We start from the raw sequence: 17811 nt of genomic DNA, 5'->3' as shown, positions 1-17811 counted from the left end.
AGCGGTCAGCCGATCCAAATTGCCGAACTTTGACTGGCGTTTGCGGTCGGAACCGGCCCTGACCCTAGACCAAGCGGCCTGACAGCGAAATTCCACCGGCCTCGATCAGGTCCACGTCAACCAGATCACCGATCGCTGCATCGCCGATGAAATGGACCGATTGCAGCCATGGTGATTTGCCCAGCCACTGGCCATCAAGCTTGCCCTTGCGTTCGACCAGAACCTGGCAGCGCCGCCCGACCGATGCGTGGTTGAAGGCTTGCTGCGAAACATTGAGCGCGGCTTGCAGGCGTTGCAGGCGTTCATCCATGACTTGCGTGGGCACCTGCCCATCCATTGTTGCAGCGGGGGTGCCGGGGCGGGGGGAATATTTGAAGCTGAAACACTGGGAATATCCAACCATTTCAACCAGCTTCAGCGTATCTTCAAATTCCGTGTCAGTTTCACCCGGAAATCCGACAATGAAGTCGCCTGAAAGGGCAATATCCGGCCGCACCGTACGAACCTGATCCAGCACCTTCAGATAGCTGGCAACTGTGTGGCTACGGTTCATGGCTCTCAGCACCCGGTCATTCCCTGCCTGGACCGGCAGGTGCAGAAACGGCATCAGCTTTTCGATGTCGCGGTGGGCTTCGATCAGGCCATCGGTCATGTCATTGGGGTGGCTGGTGGTATAGCGGATGCGGGCCAGACCTGGCAGGTCTGCCAAAGCCTCAATCAACTTTTCAAGCCCGCGGTTGCCATCATCACGCCAGGCGTTGACGTTTTGGCCAAGCAGTGTGATTTCCTTGGCTCCAGCTTCGACCAATCTCTCCGCCTCAGCCATCAAATCACTGAATGAGCGCGAAACTTCTGCGCCGCGGGTGTAGGGAACTACGCAATAAGTGCAGAACTTGTCGCAGCCTTCCTGCACTGTCAGGAAAGCGCTGGCACCCACTTTGCGGCGGGCGGGCAAGACATCGAACTTGGTCTCGGCCGGCATATCGGTATCGACCGCGCGGCGGCCTTGCGCGGCTTCTGCGATCATCCCCGGCAGACGGTGATAGGCCTGCGGGCCAACCACGATCCCAACCGATGGCGCGCGGGCCATGATCTCTTCGCCCTCAGCCTGGGCGACACAGCCAGCCACGGCGATCATGGGTGCGGTGCCGTCCTTGCGGCGCAACCGGCCGATATCAGAATAGACCTTTTCGGCGGCCTTTTCCCGGATGTGGCAGGTATTCAGCACCACCAGATCGGATTCCTCGCCTTCAGGCGCGGGTTGGATGCCTTGGGCGCCCAGCAATTCTGCCATGCGTTCGCCATCATAGACGTTCATCTGGCAGCCAAAACTTTTGACGCGGTAGGTGCGGGGGAGCGGGGCAGTGGGCATGGGTTGCGGCCTATAGCGCCAGCTTAATCGGAATCCAAACTTTCCGGTTTGGGTGCAACGTAACCGACCATTGCCAGGTCAAACCGGAACGGACGCAGCGGTTTGCCCAAGGATTTGACCAGCCGCGCCTCGATCGCTTCGCGGGCGCGGGCGGCAATTTTTTTGCGGCCGGGATAGTCATGCGGATCGAACGGATCGAGGAAATAGACATCGACCGGAAACGTGCCTGATCGGGCAAATATCCGCCGGGCATTGTTGATCCCGCTTTCCTGATCAAGCCAGCCAATCCATTCAGCAAGTTTGCCATAATCAATCACCACCGGCTGCACCAACATGCCGGGCGGGGGCGGTTCCAGCACCGATATGATCGAAGTTTTGAACGGTAACAGCGAATGCCCATCGGTTACTGTGCCTTCTGGAAAGATCACAACCGACCAGGTATCGGCCAACGCCTCGCGCAGGGTGTTGATGGTTTGGGCAATGTTGAACTTGGCCTCACGCTTGGTGAACACCGTGCGGTTGAGCCGGGCCATCCAGCCAAGCATGAACATCTCGCCAATTTCCGCGCGGCTGACAAAGGCCGATCCGGTGATCCCGCCCAGTACCGGGATATCGAACCATGAAATGTGATTGGGCATGAAGAACACGTCACGCTTCAGCGGCACCCCATGGATCCGCACTCGCGCCCCGATCACCCAGGCCGCATAGCGCAAGAAGTACATCGGGAAGGGCGATCCGTATTTGATCAGCCGAAACAGGTAATGCAGCGGCACAATTACCAGCATTGCCAGCGCCAGCAGCGCCGAGCGCCCCAGAATTCTAAGCTCTCCGGCCAGTCCGACCGGTAGCGGCGTACCGGCCGCGTGGCTGGCGATTGCTTCGTTGGAATCAAAGGCGGGCATTCTGGTCATGATCCGATCTAGCGCGATGCCAGTTGCTGCATGATCGCATCGCGGGCCGCAGCTGCAATCGTCTTGCGGTTTTCCAGTGCGGCCCCATCCAGCGGCTTGAGGAAACGCACACGCACCGTGATTGGCTGTTTACGAACCAGGATCCGCAGGAAATTATCAAGCCCATGCTCTTCACCGACCCAGGCAATATCCGCAGCATCGGTGCCATAGTCGATCAGCACCGGCTGGATCGCAACGCCTGGTGGCAGCGGTTCGAACGCGGATAACAGCGAGCTTTTGAAGGCCAGCAATCCGGTCCCGTCGCTGGTGGTTCCTTCGGGAAAAATCGTCAAGGCATGGGTATCGTCCATCGCATGGCGCACCTGCAAGACCTGATCGGCCACGCTGGTTCGATCGTGGCGGGCGACAAACACGGTGTCGTTCATCTTGCACAGCCACTTGAGCAGCGGCATCGATGCCAGCCCATCGTGGCCAACAAAGGCGCTGCCGGTTATCCAGCTGATCGCCGGAATATCCAGCCAGCTGACATGATTGGCGATCAGGAAAATAGGGCCGGTGGGGCGATGGCCTTCGGGAACGATCTGCACCCCGGCCGCGAAGGCTACCCCGCCCAGAAACACTCTGGGCCATGGATTGCGGAGGCCCAGGACGCGGTAGACGTAGTAGAACGGGATGCAGATCAGCAGCAATGACACCATCACTGCAATTTGCAGAAATACCCGCAGCCAGGCCCCAAAAGACAGCGAGCGCGGCATGGCAAGGGAGGAAGGCACTTTGCTGACTTAGTCTTTGCGGTCCAGCCGCACACCGTAAAGTTCCATCCGGTGATCTACCAGCCGATATCCCAGCCGTTCGGCGATCTGGCGCTGCAATGCTTCCAGCTCGGGATCGACAAATTCGATCACTTTGCCGGTTTCAACGTCGATCAGGTGATCGTGGTGCGCCTCTGGCGCGGCTTCATAACGCGACCGGCCATCGCCAAAATCATGGCGATCCAGGATCCCGGCTTCCTCGAACAGCCGCACGGTGCGATAGACCGTTGCAATCGAAATCTTGGGATCGATGGCGGCGGCGCGAACGTGGACGGCCTCAACATCGGGGTGGTCATCCGCTTCGGACAGGACCCGGGCGATCACCCGGCGCTGTTCGGTAATCCGAAGCCCGCGTTCAGCGCAAAGCGCCTCCAAGTCTATGGTTTGATGCACGCTGTTGAAACACCTGAAATTGAAACGCCCCGCCGATCATAGACCGATGGGGCGATTGTTCAATTGCTGTCTGCTGTTGTTTGCAGGCGATGCGGGGGCGGGCCAGGCGGCCCGTCCCCGCACACGCTTAAGCCGCCTTGGGCTTGCGGCCACGCTTTTGGCCAGGCTTGCGGCCCAGGCCGATTTTCTTGGCCAGTTCGCGGCGCTTTTCAGCATAGTTGGGGGCAACCATCGGGTAATCCGCAGGAAGGTTCCAGCGGGCGCGATATTGTTCCGGGGTCATGTTGTAGTGCGTCATCAGGTGGCGCTTGAGCATTTTCAGCTTTTTGCCATCTTCAAGGCAGACGATGAAGTCTGGCTTGATCGAAGCGCGGATTGAAACCGCCGGTTCGGGCATTACTTCCTCAACCACAGCGGCCTGGCCCAGACCCGCAAGCGCGCCATAGACCTTGCTGATCAGGGTCGAAACATCGTCCACCGAAACAGAGTTGTTGCTGACATGCGCGGCGACAATGTCCGAAGTCAGCGTGATGAGCATTTCATTGGTATCGGCCTGGGTTGCATCCATGACCATTTCCTTTCGTTATTACGCGTCGACCCATATTTTTGGTTTGGTTCCCGCATTCTTTGATGGGCGGGATTAACGTTAATGGGAATCGAAGCGCGGATCAAGCGTTGAGTGGCAAAACGCTATCGATTTGAGCTGGAAAATCGCCGCCATTTTGATGCGGAAGCTGAAATAACTTCAATGCCGAGAATATTCAGGGCAAATGCAGCGCCAGCGTTATTGCATCGGCCCGTGATCCGTTGGCAAGTTTGTAGTAATCCTTGCGCTCTCCAATCGGGGTGAAGCCAAAATCGCGGTATAAGAGCCCGGCAGGATTATCGCGGCGCATTTCCAACAGCAGCCGCGTGGCGCCCCTTTGTCTGGCGGATTGGGCAAGTTCAGCCAGAAGGTGCCGGGCGATCCCGCGGCGGCGATGTTCTGGCGCAACGGCCAGCAACAACAGTTCCACTTCTTCGTACCCGGTGCGGGCAAGGTAAAAACCGGCGCAGCCTTCATTGGCCAAGGCCAGTTCATAGTGGCAATTGCCAACCAGCAGCGAATCTTCAACTTGGCGGCGGGTCCAGGCCTCACCAAAAACCGGATCGAACGCTGATTGCATAACCGCCATGATTTGATCGAGATGATCGCCCGGCGGGTTCATCGCGCGGCCTCTGGCAGGCGCGCATCGGGCGCGCGGCCATAGATCAGCTGAGGCGGATCGATCCAGCCGGTGCAGCCCAATTCCATAAGCGCCCGGGCATCGGGCAGGATGGTGGCCGCCTGGCCGCTGCCGCGCTGCGCAACCAGGGCGGCGGCCTGGCTCCCCGCGATCAGATCGGCCTGTGCAGCCAGTGCGGCGGCGGCAGGAGGGTAGGATGCGGGAGCAGAAAGTTCCGCCCCGGCGGCGTCATAGTTGGCGATGAACCATTCGCCGTGCCCGCCGGTCATCGCGGCGCTAACGGCAATTTGGCCGTGCTGCTGGCGGGCCATCGCCGCGACCAGCGCAAGTGTGGAATAGCCCAGCACCGGAACATCCCAGGCCAGGCCCAGCGCGCGCGCTGCGGCAAGCCCCACCCGAAGTCCGGTAAAACTACCGGGGCCAAGCGAAACCGCGATCCGATCGGACCGTCCTTTATCCGGCAGGGCGGCGATCATCGGCACCACGGCTTCGGCGTGGCCACGCATCAGAACGCGGCATTCGCCAGCCAGCAGGACTGTGTCCTCAAACAGGGCGACCGAACAGGCTTCGGTTGCGCAATCGATCGCCAACAGTTTCATGACACCAGTTGTAACGCGTCAAACGACCTGATTGAAAGTATCGAAATCGGGGCGTGGGCTGCGATCAAAGATACTGGCGGGATCACCGTAACCCAGGGTTGAGATCATCACCGATTTGAAATTTGGTTTATCGGCAAAAAACGCGGCGTCCACCGCCGGGGGGGCAAAGCCGGTCATTGGCCCGGTATCAAGCCCCAACGCGCGTGCCGCCATGATGAAATAGGCGCCTTGCAGCGTGGTGTTCAGGAACGCTGAGCGTTCACGAAATTCGGCGCTTCCGGTGAACCAGGCCTTGGCATCGGCATGCGGGAACAACCAGGGCAGGTTCTCGTGGAATTCGGTGTCCATCGCGATGATCACGCTGACCGGGGCCTTCAGGATCTTCTCACCATTGGCCGGCATCGTGCAAGCCGCCAGCTTTGCCTTGGCTTCATCGGTGGTTACCCACAGCAGCCGCGCGGGCAGCTGGTTGGCCGAAGTCGGCCCCATCTTCATCAGGTCCCAGATCGCGTGAAGCTGCTCGGTGGAAACGGGCTTGTCCAGATAACCGTTATAGCTGCGGGCAGTATTGAATAGCTGATCGAGCGCAGCATCAGAAAGCGGCTGAGACATTGAGTACTCCGGATCGAGGGAAATCAGGCGGCGCGCACTTCGCTTACTTCGGGGACATAGTGCTTGAGCAGCGATTCGATCCCGTTCTTGAGCGTAGCGGAAGAGCTGGGGCAACCCGCGCAGGCACCCTGCATGGTAAGGTAGACGATCCCCTCGCGGAAACCGCGGTAAACGATATCGCCGCCATCGCCGGCCACGGCGGGGCGCACGCGGGTTTCGATCAGTTCCTTGATCTGGGACACGATATCAGCATCGGCGGGATCATCGCCAAAATCGGCTTCTTCGGCAGGTACAGCAATGCCATTGCCGCCTTCGGCAAACAGCGGAGCCTGCGATACGAAATGATCGAGCAGGATTGCGACGACTTGTCCCTTAAGCGCAGACCAATCGGTTCCGGCGCCGGCCGTTACCGAAATGAAATCCCTGCCAAAGAATACCCCGGCTACATCGCCCAGTTCGAACAGGGCGGACGCCAGCGGCGAAACCGCTGCGTCCTCCTCATCGCGAAAATCGCGGGTTCCGGCGTCCATCACTTGCTGTCCGGGCAGGAACTTCAAGGTGGCGGGATTGGGCGTGGTTTCGGTTTCGATGAACATGATAGCTGCCATGTAGGCCTGAAGGGTGCAGGGTCAAGAGCACAGGGGCAAGCTTGTGCTTGGCGGGGGGGCAAGCGAGACTTTTGACGGATCGCATGGTCCGCCCCCATATTCACTGGCGATACACAATTTCGCTGCCTATAGTCTCAGCCCTATGATGCCCAAAACCCGGCCTGCGCGCCTCTTCGCCCTTGCTTTCACTTCACTGGTCGTTCTGGCTGCGCCAGCGCTTGATGCGGCTACTTCGCGCGGCAAGAAGCGCGCCCCTGCGCCCGCATCGGTGCCCGCAGCACCCAAGATCGATCCCAGCGCACCCTGGCTCTATCGGGGCAGCGATATTACACCGGACAAGGAATGGACCTTTGGCGAGCTGTCCAACGGTGTGCGCTATGCCGTGCGCCGCAATGGGGTGCCGCCAGATCAGGTTTCGATCCGGATCCGGATGGATGTTGGCGCAATGTATGAATTGCCCAGCGAAATGGGCTTTTCGCACCTGCTGGAACATATGGTGTTCCGCCAGTCGAAGTATCTGGGCGATGGCGATGCCATCCCCACGTGGCAGCGGATGGGCGCAACGTTTGGCAGTGATACCAATGCGCAGACCGGACCGCTGAGCACCACTTACAAGCTCGATTTGCCCAATGCGACTTCAGAATCGGTCGATACCAGCATCAAGCTGCTATCAGGCATGATGATCGCGCCAACCCTGTCGGTTGATAACGTGACCAAGGATGTGCCGATCGTGCTGGCGGAAAAGCGCGAAGGCGGCGGGACTGCCGAGCGCGTGTTTGACCAGACGCAGGAAGTGCTGTTTGCCGGCCAAAAGCTGGGTTCGCGGCCGGTGATCGGCACAGAAAAGACCCTGCTGGGCGCTACGTCTGATTCAGTCCGTGCCTTCCATCGCCGCTGGTATCGGCCTGAAAATGCGGTGATTATCGTTGCGGGCGATATTTCTCCCGCGGCAATGGAAGCATCGATCAAGAAGTGGTTCAGCGATTGGAAGGGCGAAGGCCTGCGCACCCCTGAACCGCGGTTTGGGGATCCGCTGGCCCCCAAGGGTGCGAAGGGGCTGGCCCCGGTTGGCCAGACCCGGGTGATCGTTGAGCCCGATCTGCCGCGCTCGATCACCTATGCGATCATGCGGCCGTGGCGCCCGGTGCGCGATACGGTGGCCTATAATCAGGGCAATATGCTGGATGCGCTGGCTGCTGCGATTATCAACCGCCGGCTGGAAGCCCGCGCGCGGGCCGGAGGCAGCTTTCTGGTGGCGCAAGTCGGGCGTGAAAAAGTGATGCGATCATCCGATATGACGATGATCGCGATTACGCCGCTGGGCACGGACTGGAAGTCTGCTTTGGCCGATACCCGCGCGGTGATTGCCGATGCCATGATCAAGCCGCCAACCCAGGCCGAAATTGACCGCGAGGTGAAGGAATTCGGGGTTGCCTATGAAAGTTCGGTAGAGCAGCGCCGCCTGCAATCGGGCGCGCGGCTGGCAGATGATATCGTTGCCGCACTTGATATCCGCGAAACCGTGGCTTCGCCCGAAGTGGTTCAGGATATCTTCCGCGGGGCGATGCCGCTTTACACGCCGGCCAATATTCTGGCCCACACCAAGGCGCTGTTTCGCGGCACTGTGACGCGCGGGGTCTATATTACCCCGGCGGCCAGCGAAGCGACCGCGCCCGGACTGAAGACTGCACTGGCCGCCCCCGTCGCGGCGAATGGCAATTCGCGGGTCGATGCCAAGGGGATCGATTTTGCCAGCCTGCCGGCGATCGGCGAAGCGCAGCAGCCCAGCGCCACAACCGAAACCGGGGTGCTTGAAATTGAGCAGATCGATTTTGCCAATGGGGTCAAGATTCATCTGTGGCCAACAACCAATGAACCGGGCCGGGTGACGGTGAAGGTGCGCTTTGGCGCCGGGTATCGAGCATTCAACGCGCAGACCGCACCTTATGCGGCGCTGGGTGAGATGGCGCTGGTCGGTTCGGGTGTGGGCACGCTTGATCAGGAAGCGCTCGATAAGTCGATGACCGGGCGCAAGATGGGTTGGGACTTTGAAATTACCGACGGCAGTTTCCAGTTCTCAGCCGATACGCGCGGTTCGGACATGGCCGATCAGCTGTATCTGTTTGCCAACAAGTTCGCCAATCCGCGCTGGGATGCCAATCCGGTGCTGCGGGCGCAGGCGGCGCAGCGGCTCAGCTATGATAATTACGCCACCAGCCCAGGCGGCGTCCTGGAACGCGATCTGACCTATTACGCGCGGGGTAAAGACCCTGCGCTGCGCACCCCAAGCCCGCAGGATATCGCCGGGACCACCCCTGATGGCTTCCGTCAGGTGTGGGAACCGATCCTTAAACAGGGTCCGATCGAGATCCAGATGTTCGGTGATTTCAAGCGCGCTGATGCGATTGCCGCGCTTTCGAAAACATTTGGCGCTTTGCCGGCGCGCGGCAATCTGCCGGCCAGCACTGCGCCAGCCCAGGCGCAGACCCTGCCGGCTTCGCTTGAACCGGTGCTGCTGTTCCACCGCGGTGACAAGGATCAGGCTGCGGCTATCGTGGCCTGGCCAACCGGGGGCGGGATGGCCGGGATTCGGGAAAGCCGCCAGCTGGAAATCCTGACCCAGATCATGTCTAACCGGGTGCTGGACAAAGTCCGCGAGCGGATGGGGCAATCCTATTCGCCACAAGCGGTCAATGATTGGCCGATTGATCTTGAAGGCGGCGGCAAGATCATGGTGCTGGCGCAGATGAAGCCAGATCTGGTGCCGATTTTCTATCAGGCGACTGACGAGATCGCGGCCGATTTGATCGCGACGCCGGTTTCTGCCGATGAACTGGAACGGGTTACCGAACCGCTCAAGCAGCAGCTGACCCGTGCGGTATCGGGCAGCAATGCCTTCATCATGTATATGATCGAAGGGGCGACCCAGGATCCGATCCGCTACACCTCGGTGCGATCGGTGCTTAGTGACTATACAGTGACCACGCCGGAGAAAATGCAGGCGCTGGCGGTCAAATATCTGGTTCGCGGCAAAAGCTGGCGGATGGCAATCCTGCCGCAAGGGATGACGATGGCGGCCAATCCGCCGGCAGCAGCGGGGCGCTAAGCCCAAAACCTGAGCCCAAGCCCCGCGCGCAATATTATTTCGCGATTGCGCGCGGCGGCTTTGCGGTCTTTGCAATTGCTGCAATGCGGCGCTATGGCGCGCGCTTTCGCGATAAGGAGCATGTGTCGTGGTGAGTAACTGGACCCCTGAAAGCTGGCAGGCACAGGAAGCGCGGCATTTGCCCAGCTATCCCGATGCTGCTGCCCTTGACCGGGTAACAGGCACGCTCACCAACTTTCCCCCGCTGGTCTTCGCGGGCGAGGCCCGCGCGCTGAAGGCAGACCTTGCCGAAGTGGCGCAGGGCCGCGGGTTCCTGCTGCAAGGTGGGGACTGCGCCGAAAGCTTTGCCGAATTCCACCCCAACAACATCCGCGATACCTTTCGCGTGTTGCTGCAAATGGCGGTGGTGATGACCTTTGCCAGCAAGCAGCCGGTGATCAAGGTGGGCCGGATGGCCGGGCAGTTTTCCAAGCCACGTTCTTCGCCGGTCGAAGTGCAGGATGGGGTCGAGCTGCCAAGCTATCTGGGCGATAACATCAACGGCATCGAATTCACTTCGGAAAGCCGGATCCCCGATCCGCAGCGCCTGCTGCAGGCCTATTCGCAAAGCGCCGCAACGCTTAACCTGTTGCGGGCGTTCTCAACCGGCGGCTATGCCAACTTGCGCCAGGTCCACCAGTGGACGCTTGATTTCATGGGCCGCAGCCCCTGGGCAGACAAGTTCGCCGAAGTATCAAACCGGATCGGCGAAGCGCTGGACTTCATGGAAGCCTGTGGGATCGATCCGCAGACCGTGCCGCAATTGCAAGGCACCAGTTTCTACACCAGCCACGAGGCACTGCATCTGGCCTATGAGCAGGTGATGACCAGGCAGGATTCGCTGACCGGCGACTGGTATGATTGCTCGGCGCACATGCTGTGGATCGGGGATCGCACCCGGTTTGAAGGTTCTGCCCACGTTGAATTTCTGCGCGGGGTTGGTAATCCCCTGGGGATGAAGTGCGGGCCTTCGATGACGCCCGATGAATTGCTGCGGCAGCTCGATCTGCTCAATCCAGTGCGGGAAGCCGGACGGATCACGTTGATAAGCCGGTTTGGCGATGACAAGGTTGAAGCCGGCCTTGCCCCGCTGGTCCGCGCAGTGAAGCGCGAAGGACACCCGGTGGTGTGGTCGTGCGATCCGATGCACGGCAACGTGATCAAGGCCAATTCGGGATACAAGACCCGGCCGTTTGACCGGATCCTGAATGAAGTGCGCGGGTTCTTCGCGGTGCACCGGGCTGAAGGCACGCACGCTGGCGGCATCCATATCGAAATGACCGGACAGGATGTGACCGAATGCATGGGCGGCGCAGTGGCGATCAGCAGCGAAGGGCTGGCCGATCGCTATCACACCCACTGCGATCCCCGGCTAAATGCGGCCCAATCGCTTGAACTGGCGTTTCTGCTGGCCGACATGCTCAATCAGGAAGCGGCCAACCGCGCGGCGCGGGCTGCATAATGCTTGCCCGCGAACTGATCGGCTCTGCGCAGGTTCCTGATGGGGCAGAGTTAAAGCTCTTTTCCCACGGCCGCGATTTCATGATCGTGATGGGCCATAATGAACTGATGAGCACGCGGCTGCGCGGCTCGGAAGAAGCCTTGGCGACGATGACGATCGAGCGGCTGGGCGGGCGGACTGCGCCGCACCTGTTGATCGGCGGGTACGGCATGGGTTTCACGCTGCGCGCGGCCTTGGCCAATCTGGATCCCAAGGCGCAAATTACAGTGGCCGAACTGGTGCCGGAAATCATCGAATGGGCCAAAGGGCCGATGGCGGCGATTGAGGCCGGGTCACTCAGCGACCGCCGCGTAAAGCTGGTGATGGGCGATGTCGCAGAAGCGATTTTGCTGGCGCCTGAACCGCTCGATGCGATCCTGCTCGATGTTGACAACGGCCCGGACGGGCTGGTGCGCGATGATAACAAGCGGCTCTATTCCAAGGCCGGGCTCCACAATGCCCGCAAGGCATTGGTGCCCGGCGGAGTGCTGGCGGTGTGGTCGGCGTTCCCCGATCCCAAGTTCAAGCGGCGGATGGAAGAAGTAGGCTTCGACGTTGAAGAGGTGCAGGTCCGCGCGCGCGTTGATGCGCAGGGCAAGGGCAAGGGCCCCCGTCACGTAATCTGGTTTGCGCGGACTGCGGCTTAACCTCGATTGCGCACAATCAGTGCGGCCAGTTCGCGGACCAGCTTTGCAGCGACGATTGCCGTGCGATCATGGGTGTCGAACCGGGGATTAAGCTCTACCACATCGGCGCCGACAATCTGCGCGGTCTGGCGGCGCAGCACCGCCAACACTTCGCGTATCGTCAATCCGCCGGGTTCGGGATGCGATACGCCGGGTGCCTCGGCCGGATCAATCCCATCAAGATCGATGCTGATATAAAGCGGGCCTTCCAGCACCGGAACCTTGTCTGGCGTGAATTGCGCCATCGGCACAATCTCTACCCCAAACCGCTGGGCCTGCGCGCGGCAATGCGCGTTGAGAGTGCGGATCCCGACCTGAACCAACCGCGCGGCCAGCCCGGCCTCCATGATCCGCGCAAACGGAGAAGCGTGGCTGCGCGGGTTGCCATCAAAATCATCATAGAGATCGGGATGAGCATCGAAGTGCAGGATAGTTACGGGTCCGTGCGCTGCATGGACCCCGCGCACTGCTGGATGGCTGATAGCATGATCGCCGCCCAGCAGAACCGGCACCGCACCCGCAACAATTGAGGCTTGGATTGCTGCGGTGATCAGGGGATCGTCCGCCGCAGTTTCGTCCAACGGCAGGTCACCCAGATCGCGCAAATCAAAATCGATCCCCACTTCCAGCCCATCTTCGCTGGCCAGATTGCCGCGATCTGACCACAGCGCGGCGCGGATTGCTGTTGGCGCCTGCGCTGGTCCGCGCGCGAACGAGGAATTGGCATCGCTGGGCAAACCAATCAGATCGATCACGGGCAAGGCGCTCATGGCAGCAGCACAGTCGATCCGGTTGTCTTTCGCGCTTCCAGATCGCGGTGCGCCTGCGCGGCCTGCATCAGCGGATAGGTTTGGCCGATCTTGACTGTCAGCTTGCCGCTGCTGACCATTGCCCACAGCTTGGCTGCCCCGGCCATCGCCTCGGCGGGTTCGCGGTAATAGTCAAACAGGGTCATCCGGGTCACGAACAGCGATCCTGCCTGGGCCAGCACGCCCAGGTTTACGCCAGTCACCGGGCCGCTGGCATTGCCAAAACTGACGATCGTGCCGCGCCGCCGCACCGATTTGAGCGATGCTTCCCAGGTTGCCGCGCCAACCCCGTCATAGCTGACTGCAACCCCATCGCCGCCCGTCGCTGCACGAACCTTGCTGGCCAGATCCGGATCGGCAGACAGGAACACCAGCTCTGCTCCGGCGTGCTTGGCCAGCGACATCTTTTCCGCAGTACCGACCGTGCCGATCACCCGGACCCCGCGCGCCTTCAGCCATTGCACCAGCAATTGCCCGACGCCGCCTGCCGCTGCCGGGACCAGTGCCCATTCGCCCGCATCCAGCGGTGCGCAGCGTTCGGCCAGCGCCTCCACCGTCGCTCCCTTGAGGAACACTGCTGCGGCAGTCTGGCTGTCAATCGCATCGGGCAGCGGGAGGTATTGCAGCGCTGGCGCGATCCGTGCGGTGGCATAGGTGCCAAGCGCGCCAAAGGTGACTGCGCGTTGGCCCGGTTTAAGGTGCGTCACTCCTTCGCCCACCGCTTCAACCACGCCGGCGGCTTCCATGCCAAGCCCGCTGGGCATTGCGGCTGGATAAAGCCCGGTTCTAAAATAGGTGTCGATGTAATTGAGCCCAACCGCTTTATGCCTGATCAGCACTTCGCCCGGACCGAGGGCAGGCAAATCCACCTCGCACCACTGGATAACCTCGGGGCCGCCGGTCTGCTCGATAAAGGCTTGGGTCGCGCGCATCACTGATCTCCATTTGGGGCCAGTCTAGCTGCATCGCGGCTCTTCTCAAGCGCAACAAAGCTGCTAGCCTGTGGCAAATTGTTTTGGGGCCTGTTTGCTATGCGTCAATTGTTCCTCGCCGCTGCGGCGCTTGCTGCTGCACCGTTGGCGGCCCAAAGTGTGCTGGCTCCGCTCGATCCGATGACCAATGACAAAGTGGCCAGCTATGATTGGGTCCGCCCGCAGGCTGACTTTGTCCGGCGCGAGGTGATGATGCCGATGCGCGATGGAACCAAGCTGTTCACGGTGATCGTCTACCGCAAGGGGACCAAGGACGCCCCGATCCTGCTCAGCCGCACGCCCTATGATGCGGGCGGGGCAACCAGCCGCAACCGCAGCCAGAAGATTGAAGAGATCCTTCCGATCATGGACGCCCCGTTTGTTAACGATGGCTATATCCGGGTTTATCAGGACGTTCGGGGCCTGCATAAGTCAGAGGGCGATTATGTGATGGCCCGGCCCCTGTCTGGCCCGCTCAACAAAACCGGGATCGATCATTCAACCGATGCCTTCGATACGATTGATTGGTTGATCAAGAACCTGCCCGAAGGCAACGGCAAGGTGGGCATCATCGGTTCAAGCTACCTGGGCTATACCGCCTTGATGGCGTTGATCGATCCGCATCCGGCGCTGAAGGCGGCGGTGCCGCAATCGCCGATGGTTGATGGCTGGATCGGCGATGATTGGTTCCACAACGGCGCATTCCGCACGTTTGGGTTTGATTATTCGCTGGGTCAGACAGTCAAGGAAGGTGGCGGCTCGGCGCCAACCGGGCTGGGCGATGAATATATCAGCTATCTTGCTGCCGGATCATCGGCCGGCTTTGCCCGCGCCTGGGGCATTGATCAGCTGCCAGCCGTGCGCAAGATGATCGAACACCCCGCCTACGATCAATTCTGGCAGGAGCAGGCGGTGGACCGGCTGCTGGCCAAGCGCAAATTGACCGTGCCCACGCTGGTCATGCTGGGGCAATGGGATCAGGAAGACAGCTATGGCGGACCGGCAGTTTTCAAAGCGATCAAGGCAGCGCAACCAGACGCACCGATCATGCTGGGGATTGGCCCGTGGCGGCATTCCGGAACGAATTACGAAGGGTTCAATCTGGGCGCGCTTAAATTTGAGGGCGATACCGCGCTGCAATTTCGCATGCAGTGGATCAAACCGTTCCTTGATTGCCGGCTGAAAAGCAAAGCCGCAGCCTGTGCGCCAATGCCCGCAGCGGTAACCTATGCCACTGGCACCAACCAGTGGGAGGTGGACGCAAAATGGCCGGCTGGAACCGAAAAGCCGCTTTATCTGGCCGGCAATTTCGCCCTCTCCTTTGAAAAGCCGGTTGCAGCCGGCAGCGATGCCTATGTTTCGGATCCGGCCAAACCCGTGCCGTTTGTGCCGCGCCCGATCCGGATGGAAGGCGATGCCTGGCGCAACTGGCTGGTGCAGGATCAGCGCTTTGCCGATGGGCGCAGCGATGTGCTGAGCTATAGCACGGCGGTGCTGGGCGAAGCGGTGCACATCAAGGGTGCCCCCCGGATCGATCTGCGCGCGGCAACCAGCGGACAGGACAGCGATTTCGTGGTCAAGCTGATCGACGTCTATCCGTCCGAAGCCAGCGCGCCATCGGGCCTGCCTGGATATCAGCTGGGCGTGGGGATCGAGATTTTCCGCGGGCGCTACGTCCATGGTTTCAGCAGCCCTGCGCCATTGGTGCCGGGCAAGACCTATGCTTTTGGCTGGTCGCTGCCCAATGTGAACCACGTATTTCTGCCGGGGCACCGGATCATGGTGCAGGTCCAGTCCAGCTTGTTCCCGCTGTATGATCGCAACCCGCAGACATGGGTTCCCTCGATCATGGATGCGCCGTCGGGTGCCTACAGGAAAGCCACCCAGACCGTGCGCTGGGGCGGGGCAGAGGCCAGCGCAGTATGGCTGCCGGTGGCGCGCGATTAGGGGCTATTTCCCCTTCGCGACCGTCAGCATCATCCGTTGCCGCAGTTCCAGCACCTCTTCTGGTTCAAATCGGCCAAGGTCGGCCAGGCCCAGAATCTCGTCCTGGCCAAAGCAGTTGGCCAGATCGATCGTCTCTGATCGAACCTGTTCGCCGCTGGCCAGGGAAAAGAACGTGCGTACTGTGGGCTTGGCATAATCATTGCCGTCCTGATCGACCACCATCGCCAGTCGCTGGCTTTTTAGTTCGACGATTGTACCAATCGGAAAGCTGCCCATGCAGCGAACAAAGGCGGCGAAAACGGCTGGATCAAATTTGCCGGGCATGGCTGCCATCGCGCCGATCACTGCGCCCGGATCGACCGCCTGACCATTGTTACCGGCACTGGCCAGATCATCATAGGCATCGCAAACTGCAGCCATCCGGCACAGCAGCGGGATATCGCCGCCAATGCGCCGGTCTGGGTAGCCGCTGCCATCGTTGCGCTCATGGTGGTGCAGCGCCGCTTCGGCGACAGCTGCGGGCATTCCGCTGGCCAGCAGAAAATCGCTGCCCAGCCGGGTATGCGCGGCGAACACGGAAAGCGGCAGATTGCGATGATCGCCGCCCAGCGCATCCAGATCGATCGGCAGGTGATTGATCCCCACATCAAACAGCAACCCGGCCATCCCGGCTTCACGGATCTGGCCCGGTGAAAGTTTCAGTTCGCGCCCCAGCGAAACCATCAGCGCCGCACAGGCCAGCGCATGACGATAAAGGTATTCGTGATCCTGCTTGCAGCGCATCAGCCCATTGAACGCGTGCGGATTGCGCTGCACCGAGGCAAAGATATCGGCAATGATCGGCTCAACCGCCTCGGCCTTGATCGTCTTGCCCAGCCTTGCCTGGAGGAACGCTTTGCCCACTGCCTTGCGGCCGCGTTCGGCCACTTTTCCGGCATGGCCAAATTCGCGCGCGGTGGATTGCGGCGCGGTTGATGTCAGATCGAACTGCGCGGGTGCTGATGGCGCAACAAACCGGCGGCGCTGCTGGACCGGAGCGGATTGGGCGCCACGCGGAGCAGACCTGGCAGCAGGCGGTGCCGCCACATCGCGGCCCTTCGAAATGTCGATCACCACACCATCGATGTCGGCTTCGCGCAAGTCCTGCAACGTGCCGTTATCATCCAGCACGAACTTCGTTTTCCAGAACGGATGCTTCAGCCAGCTGCCTTCCAGCTTGTGGACAAACATGCCCATTTCAACCTGTGAAGGACTGATTCGCTTAAGCATTTTTTGTACCGACCCCCAAACTGCGTGATGCAGCGCGGATAGATCCAGAGCCGCTTCGGCACGGTGAACGGGTGGCTAGGGGGTTTTACATTGTTCGGTGCCCCACACCTCGGCGAACAGCCGCAGCAGGTTGGAGCCATAGAGTTTCTCGACCTGCCGTGATGTCCAGCCGCGCTTGGCCAGCGCGGCCGCCAGACGTTCAAACTTGTCGATGCTGTTGTATGCGGCGACAATGGTGAACACATCGGGCCCTTCGCCCGGCGCGGCGAAGCCGGCCTTGCTGCGCGCTTCATGGCCGGCCTTGGCCTCTGCGCGGGCCTTGTCGTCAATTATCAGCGGCAAAACGAATCCATCGGTACCGATCGAGACGTGATCTTCGCCGCAGATATTGGCAGCATGGACCAGATGATCGATCAGCTGTTCGCCCGTGGGCTGGCTGCCTGCGGCCAGAAACGGCATGAAATAGATACCCACACAGCCGCCCTTGTCTGCCACCGCCCGCATCACCGCATCGCTGGTGTTGCGCGGATGATCGTGCAGCGCGCGGCAGCCGGTGTGGCTGATCGTCATCGGGCGCCTGGCCGCCGCGGCACTTTCGGCCATGGTCTGCGCGCCGCCGTGGCTAAGATCAAGCAGCAGCCCTTGCGCCTCGATCGCCTCGATTGTCTTGTGTCCCAGCCGGGATAGCCCGGCATTGGCTGATTCCAGCGCGCCATCGCCAGAAAGGTTGCGCAAATTGTAAGTCAGCTGGATCTGCCGCATGCCTTTGGCCTTCAGATCGGCCAGCCGGTCCAGCTCGGTGCCGATCATGCTGGTGTCCTGCGTTCCGAAATAGAGCCCCAGCTTGCCCTTGGCCTTGGCAACCGAAAAATCGGCCAGGCTGCGCAGCGGCATCAGGAAATCGGGATTGGCGGCGATGATTTTGTCATAGAGCGCGATCCCGGCAAGCA

17 protein-coding genes are annotated in these 17811 nt (G+C 60.7%); 4 read left to right on the top strand and 13 right to left on the bottom strand.

Annotated features, from left to right (window positions below; genetic code table 11):
• Positions 1-64: 64 nt before the first annotated feature.
• The 9 genes from miaB to ABL914_RS04680 all read right to left on the bottom strand — a co-directional run bounded on the left by miaB (position 65) and on the right by ABL914_RS04680 (position 6521).
• Positions 65-1372: a tRNA (N6-isopentenyl adenosine(37)-C2)-methylthiotransferase MiaB gene (gene miaB / locus ABL914_RS04720; RefSeq protein ID WP_391562008.1), complete on the bottom strand. Its 1308-nt coding sequence runs from the start codon at positions 1370-1372 to the stop codon at positions 65-67.
• Between the two features lie 23 nt (positions 1373-1395).
• Positions 1396-2283 (bottom strand): lysophospholipid acyltransferase family protein, encoded by an 888-nt coding sequence (locus ABL914_RS04715; RefSeq protein WP_391562007.1) that lies wholly within the window; start codon positions 2281-2283, stop codon positions 1396-1398.
• An 8-nt stretch (positions 2284-2291) separates the two neighbouring features.
• A complete protein-coding gene (locus ABL914_RS04710; protein WP_391562006.1) occupies positions 2292-3038 on the bottom strand; it encodes a lysophospholipid acyltransferase family protein in 747 nt (248 codons plus the stop codon).
• A 27-nt stretch (positions 3039-3065) separates the two neighbouring features.
• On the bottom strand, positions 3066-3488 hold the full coding sequence (locus ABL914_RS04705) for a Fur family transcriptional regulator (protein ID WP_391562005.1): 423 nt from the start codon (positions 3486-3488) through the stop codon (positions 3066-3068).
• A 127-nt stretch (positions 3489-3615) separates the two neighbouring features.
• Positions 3616-4056 carry a MucR family transcriptional regulator gene (locus ABL914_RS04700; protein WP_391562004.1) on the bottom strand — a complete coding sequence of 147 codons (441 nt, stop codon included), beginning with the start codon at positions 4054-4056 and terminating at the stop codon, positions 3616-3618.
• Between the two features lie 193 nt (positions 4057-4249).
• Positions 4250-4696, bottom strand: coding sequence for a GNAT family N-acetyltransferase (locus ABL914_RS04695; RefSeq protein ID WP_391562003.1), 447 nt, complete (start codon positions 4694-4696; stop codon positions 4250-4252).
• The gene (gene tsaB / locus ABL914_RS04690; RefSeq protein ID WP_391562002.1) at positions 4693-5313 is read right to left on the bottom strand and encodes a tRNA (adenosine(37)-N6)-threonylcarbamoyltransferase complex dimerization subunit type 1 TsaB; all 621 of its coding nucleotides are present in this window, start codon (positions 5311-5313) and stop codon (positions 4693-4695) included. The genes ABL914_RS04695 and tsaB overlap by 4 nt, the downstream gene beginning before the upstream one ends.
• Before the next feature lie 18 nt (positions 5314-5331).
• Positions 5332-5925, bottom strand: coding sequence for a malonic semialdehyde reductase (locus ABL914_RS04685; RefSeq protein WP_391562001.1), 594 nt, complete (start codon positions 5923-5925; stop codon positions 5332-5334).
• 23 nt (positions 5926-5948) lie between these two features.
• A complete protein-coding gene (locus ABL914_RS04680; RefSeq protein ID WP_391562000.1) occupies positions 5949-6521 on the bottom strand; it encodes a NifU family protein in 573 nt (190 codons plus the stop codon).
• A 154-nt stretch (positions 6522-6675) separates the two neighbouring features.
• On the opposite strand from ABL914_RS04680, the gene ABL914_RS04675 reads away from it, so the two are divergent.
• From ABL914_RS04675 to ABL914_RS04665, 3 genes are all read left to right on the top strand, one after another.
• Positions 6676-9639 (top strand): M16 family metallopeptidase, encoded by a 2964-nt coding sequence (locus ABL914_RS04675; RefSeq protein WP_391561999.1) that lies wholly within the window; start codon positions 6676-6678, stop codon positions 9637-9639.
• Positions 9640-9766: 127 nt separating this feature from the next.
• Entirely contained in the window at positions 9767-11140 is a 1374-nt protein-coding gene (locus ABL914_RS04670; protein ID WP_391561998.1) for a class II 3-deoxy-7-phosphoheptulonate synthase, read from the top strand.
• A complete protein-coding gene (locus ABL914_RS04665) occupies positions 11140-11826 on the top strand; it encodes a spermidine synthase (RefSeq protein WP_391561997.1) in 687 nt (228 codons plus the stop codon). The genes ABL914_RS04670 and ABL914_RS04665 overlap by 1 nt, the downstream gene beginning before the upstream one ends.
• On the opposite strand, the gene ABL914_RS04660 is transcribed toward ABL914_RS04665, so the two are convergent.
• Positions 11823-12635 (bottom strand): agmatinase family protein, encoded by an 813-nt coding sequence (locus ABL914_RS04660; RefSeq protein WP_391561996.1) that lies wholly within the window; start codon positions 12633-12635, stop codon positions 11823-11825. The two genes, ABL914_RS04665 and ABL914_RS04660, sit on opposite strands and share 4 nt — an antisense overlap.
• Positions 12632-13606: a quinone oxidoreductase family protein gene (locus ABL914_RS04655; protein WP_391561995.1), complete on the bottom strand. Its 975-nt coding sequence runs from the start codon at positions 13604-13606 to the stop codon at positions 12632-12634. Before ABL914_RS04655 ends, ABL914_RS04660 begins: the two co-directional genes overlap by 4 nt.
• Positions 13607-13705: 99 nt before the next feature.
• Between ABL914_RS04655 and ABL914_RS04650 the strand changes: the two genes are divergently transcribed.
• Positions 13706-15592: a CocE/NonD family hydrolase gene (locus ABL914_RS04650; RefSeq protein ID WP_391561994.1), complete on the top strand. Its 1887-nt coding sequence runs from the start codon at positions 13706-13708 to the stop codon at positions 15590-15592.
• 3 nt (positions 15593-15595) lie between these two features.
• Here the strand turns inward: ABL914_RS04650 and ABL914_RS04645 are convergent, their stop codons facing one another.
• Complete coding sequence (locus ABL914_RS04645) at positions 15596-16861, bottom strand: HD-GYP domain-containing protein (protein WP_391561993.1); 1266 nt, start codon at positions 16859-16861, stop codon at positions 15596-15598.
• Positions 16862-16936: 75 nt separating this feature from the next.
• On the bottom strand, positions 16937-17811 hold an 875-nt coding region (locus tag ABL914_RS04640), incomplete at its 5' end, for a dipeptidase (RefSeq protein ID WP_391561992.1).

It is taken from the genome of Novosphingobium sp. (genome assembly GCF_040079535.1).
In the GTDB taxonomy this organism is placed as follows: Bacteria; Pseudomonadota; Alphaproteobacteria; order Sphingomonadales; family Sphingomonadaceae; genus Novosphingobium.
This window is presented reverse-complemented; position numbering and strand designations above follow the sequence as displayed.

Excerpts from the sequence above, each read along its gene's own strand:
- miaB (WP_391562008.1), bottom strand. The coding sequence starts at position 1,372 with ATGCCCACTGCCCCGCTCCCCCGCACCTACCGCGTCAAAAGTTTTGGC.
- ABL914_RS04715 (WP_391562007.1), bottom strand. The coding sequence starts at position 2,283 with ATGACCAGAATGCCCGCCTTTGATTCCAACGAAGCAATCGCCAGCCAC.
- ABL914_RS04710 (WP_391562006.1), bottom strand. The coding sequence starts at position 3,038 with ATGCCGCGCTCGCTGTCTTTTGGGGCCTGGCTGCGGGTATTTCTGCAA.
- ABL914_RS04700 (WP_391562004.1), bottom strand. The coding sequence starts at position 4,056 with ATGGATGCAACCCAGGCCGATACCAATGAAATGCTCATCACGCTGACT.
- ABL914_RS04695 (WP_391562003.1), bottom strand. The coding sequence starts at position 4,696 with ATGAACCCGCCGGGCGATCATCTCGATCAAATCATGGCGGTTATGCAA.
- tsaB (WP_391562002.1), bottom strand. The coding sequence starts at position 5,313 with ATGAAACTGTTGGCGATCGATTGCGCAACCGAAGCCTGTTCGGTCGCC.
- ABL914_RS04685 (WP_391562001.1), bottom strand. The coding sequence starts at position 5,925 with ATGTCTCAGCCGCTTTCTGATGCTGCGCTCGATCAGCTATTCAATACT.
- ABL914_RS04680 (WP_391562000.1), bottom strand. The coding sequence starts at position 6,521 with ATGTTCATCGAAACCGAAACCACGCCCAATCCCGCCACCTTGAAGTTC.
- ABL914_RS04675 (WP_391561999.1), top strand. The coding sequence starts at position 6,676 with ATGATGCCCAAAACCCGGCCTGCGCGCCTCTTCGCCCTTGCTTTCACT.
- ABL914_RS04665 (WP_391561997.1), top strand. The coding sequence starts at position 11,140 with ATGCTTGCCCGCGAACTGATCGGCTCTGCGCAGGTTCCTGATGGGGCA.
- ABL914_RS04660 (WP_391561996.1), bottom strand. The coding sequence starts at position 12,635 with ATGAGCGCCTTGCCCGTGATCGATCTGATTGGTTTGCCCAGCGATGCC.
- ABL914_RS04655 (WP_391561995.1), bottom strand. The coding sequence starts at position 13,606 with ATGCGCGCGACCCAAGCCTTTATCGAGCAGACCGGCGGCCCCGAGGTT.
- ABL914_RS04650 (WP_391561994.1), top strand. The coding sequence starts at position 13,706 with ATGCGTCAATTGTTCCTCGCCGCTGCGGCGCTTGCTGCTGCACCGTTG.
- ABL914_RS04645 (WP_391561993.1), bottom strand. The coding sequence starts at position 16,861 with ATGCTTAAGCGAATCAGTCCTTCACAGGTTGAAATGGGCATGTTTGTC.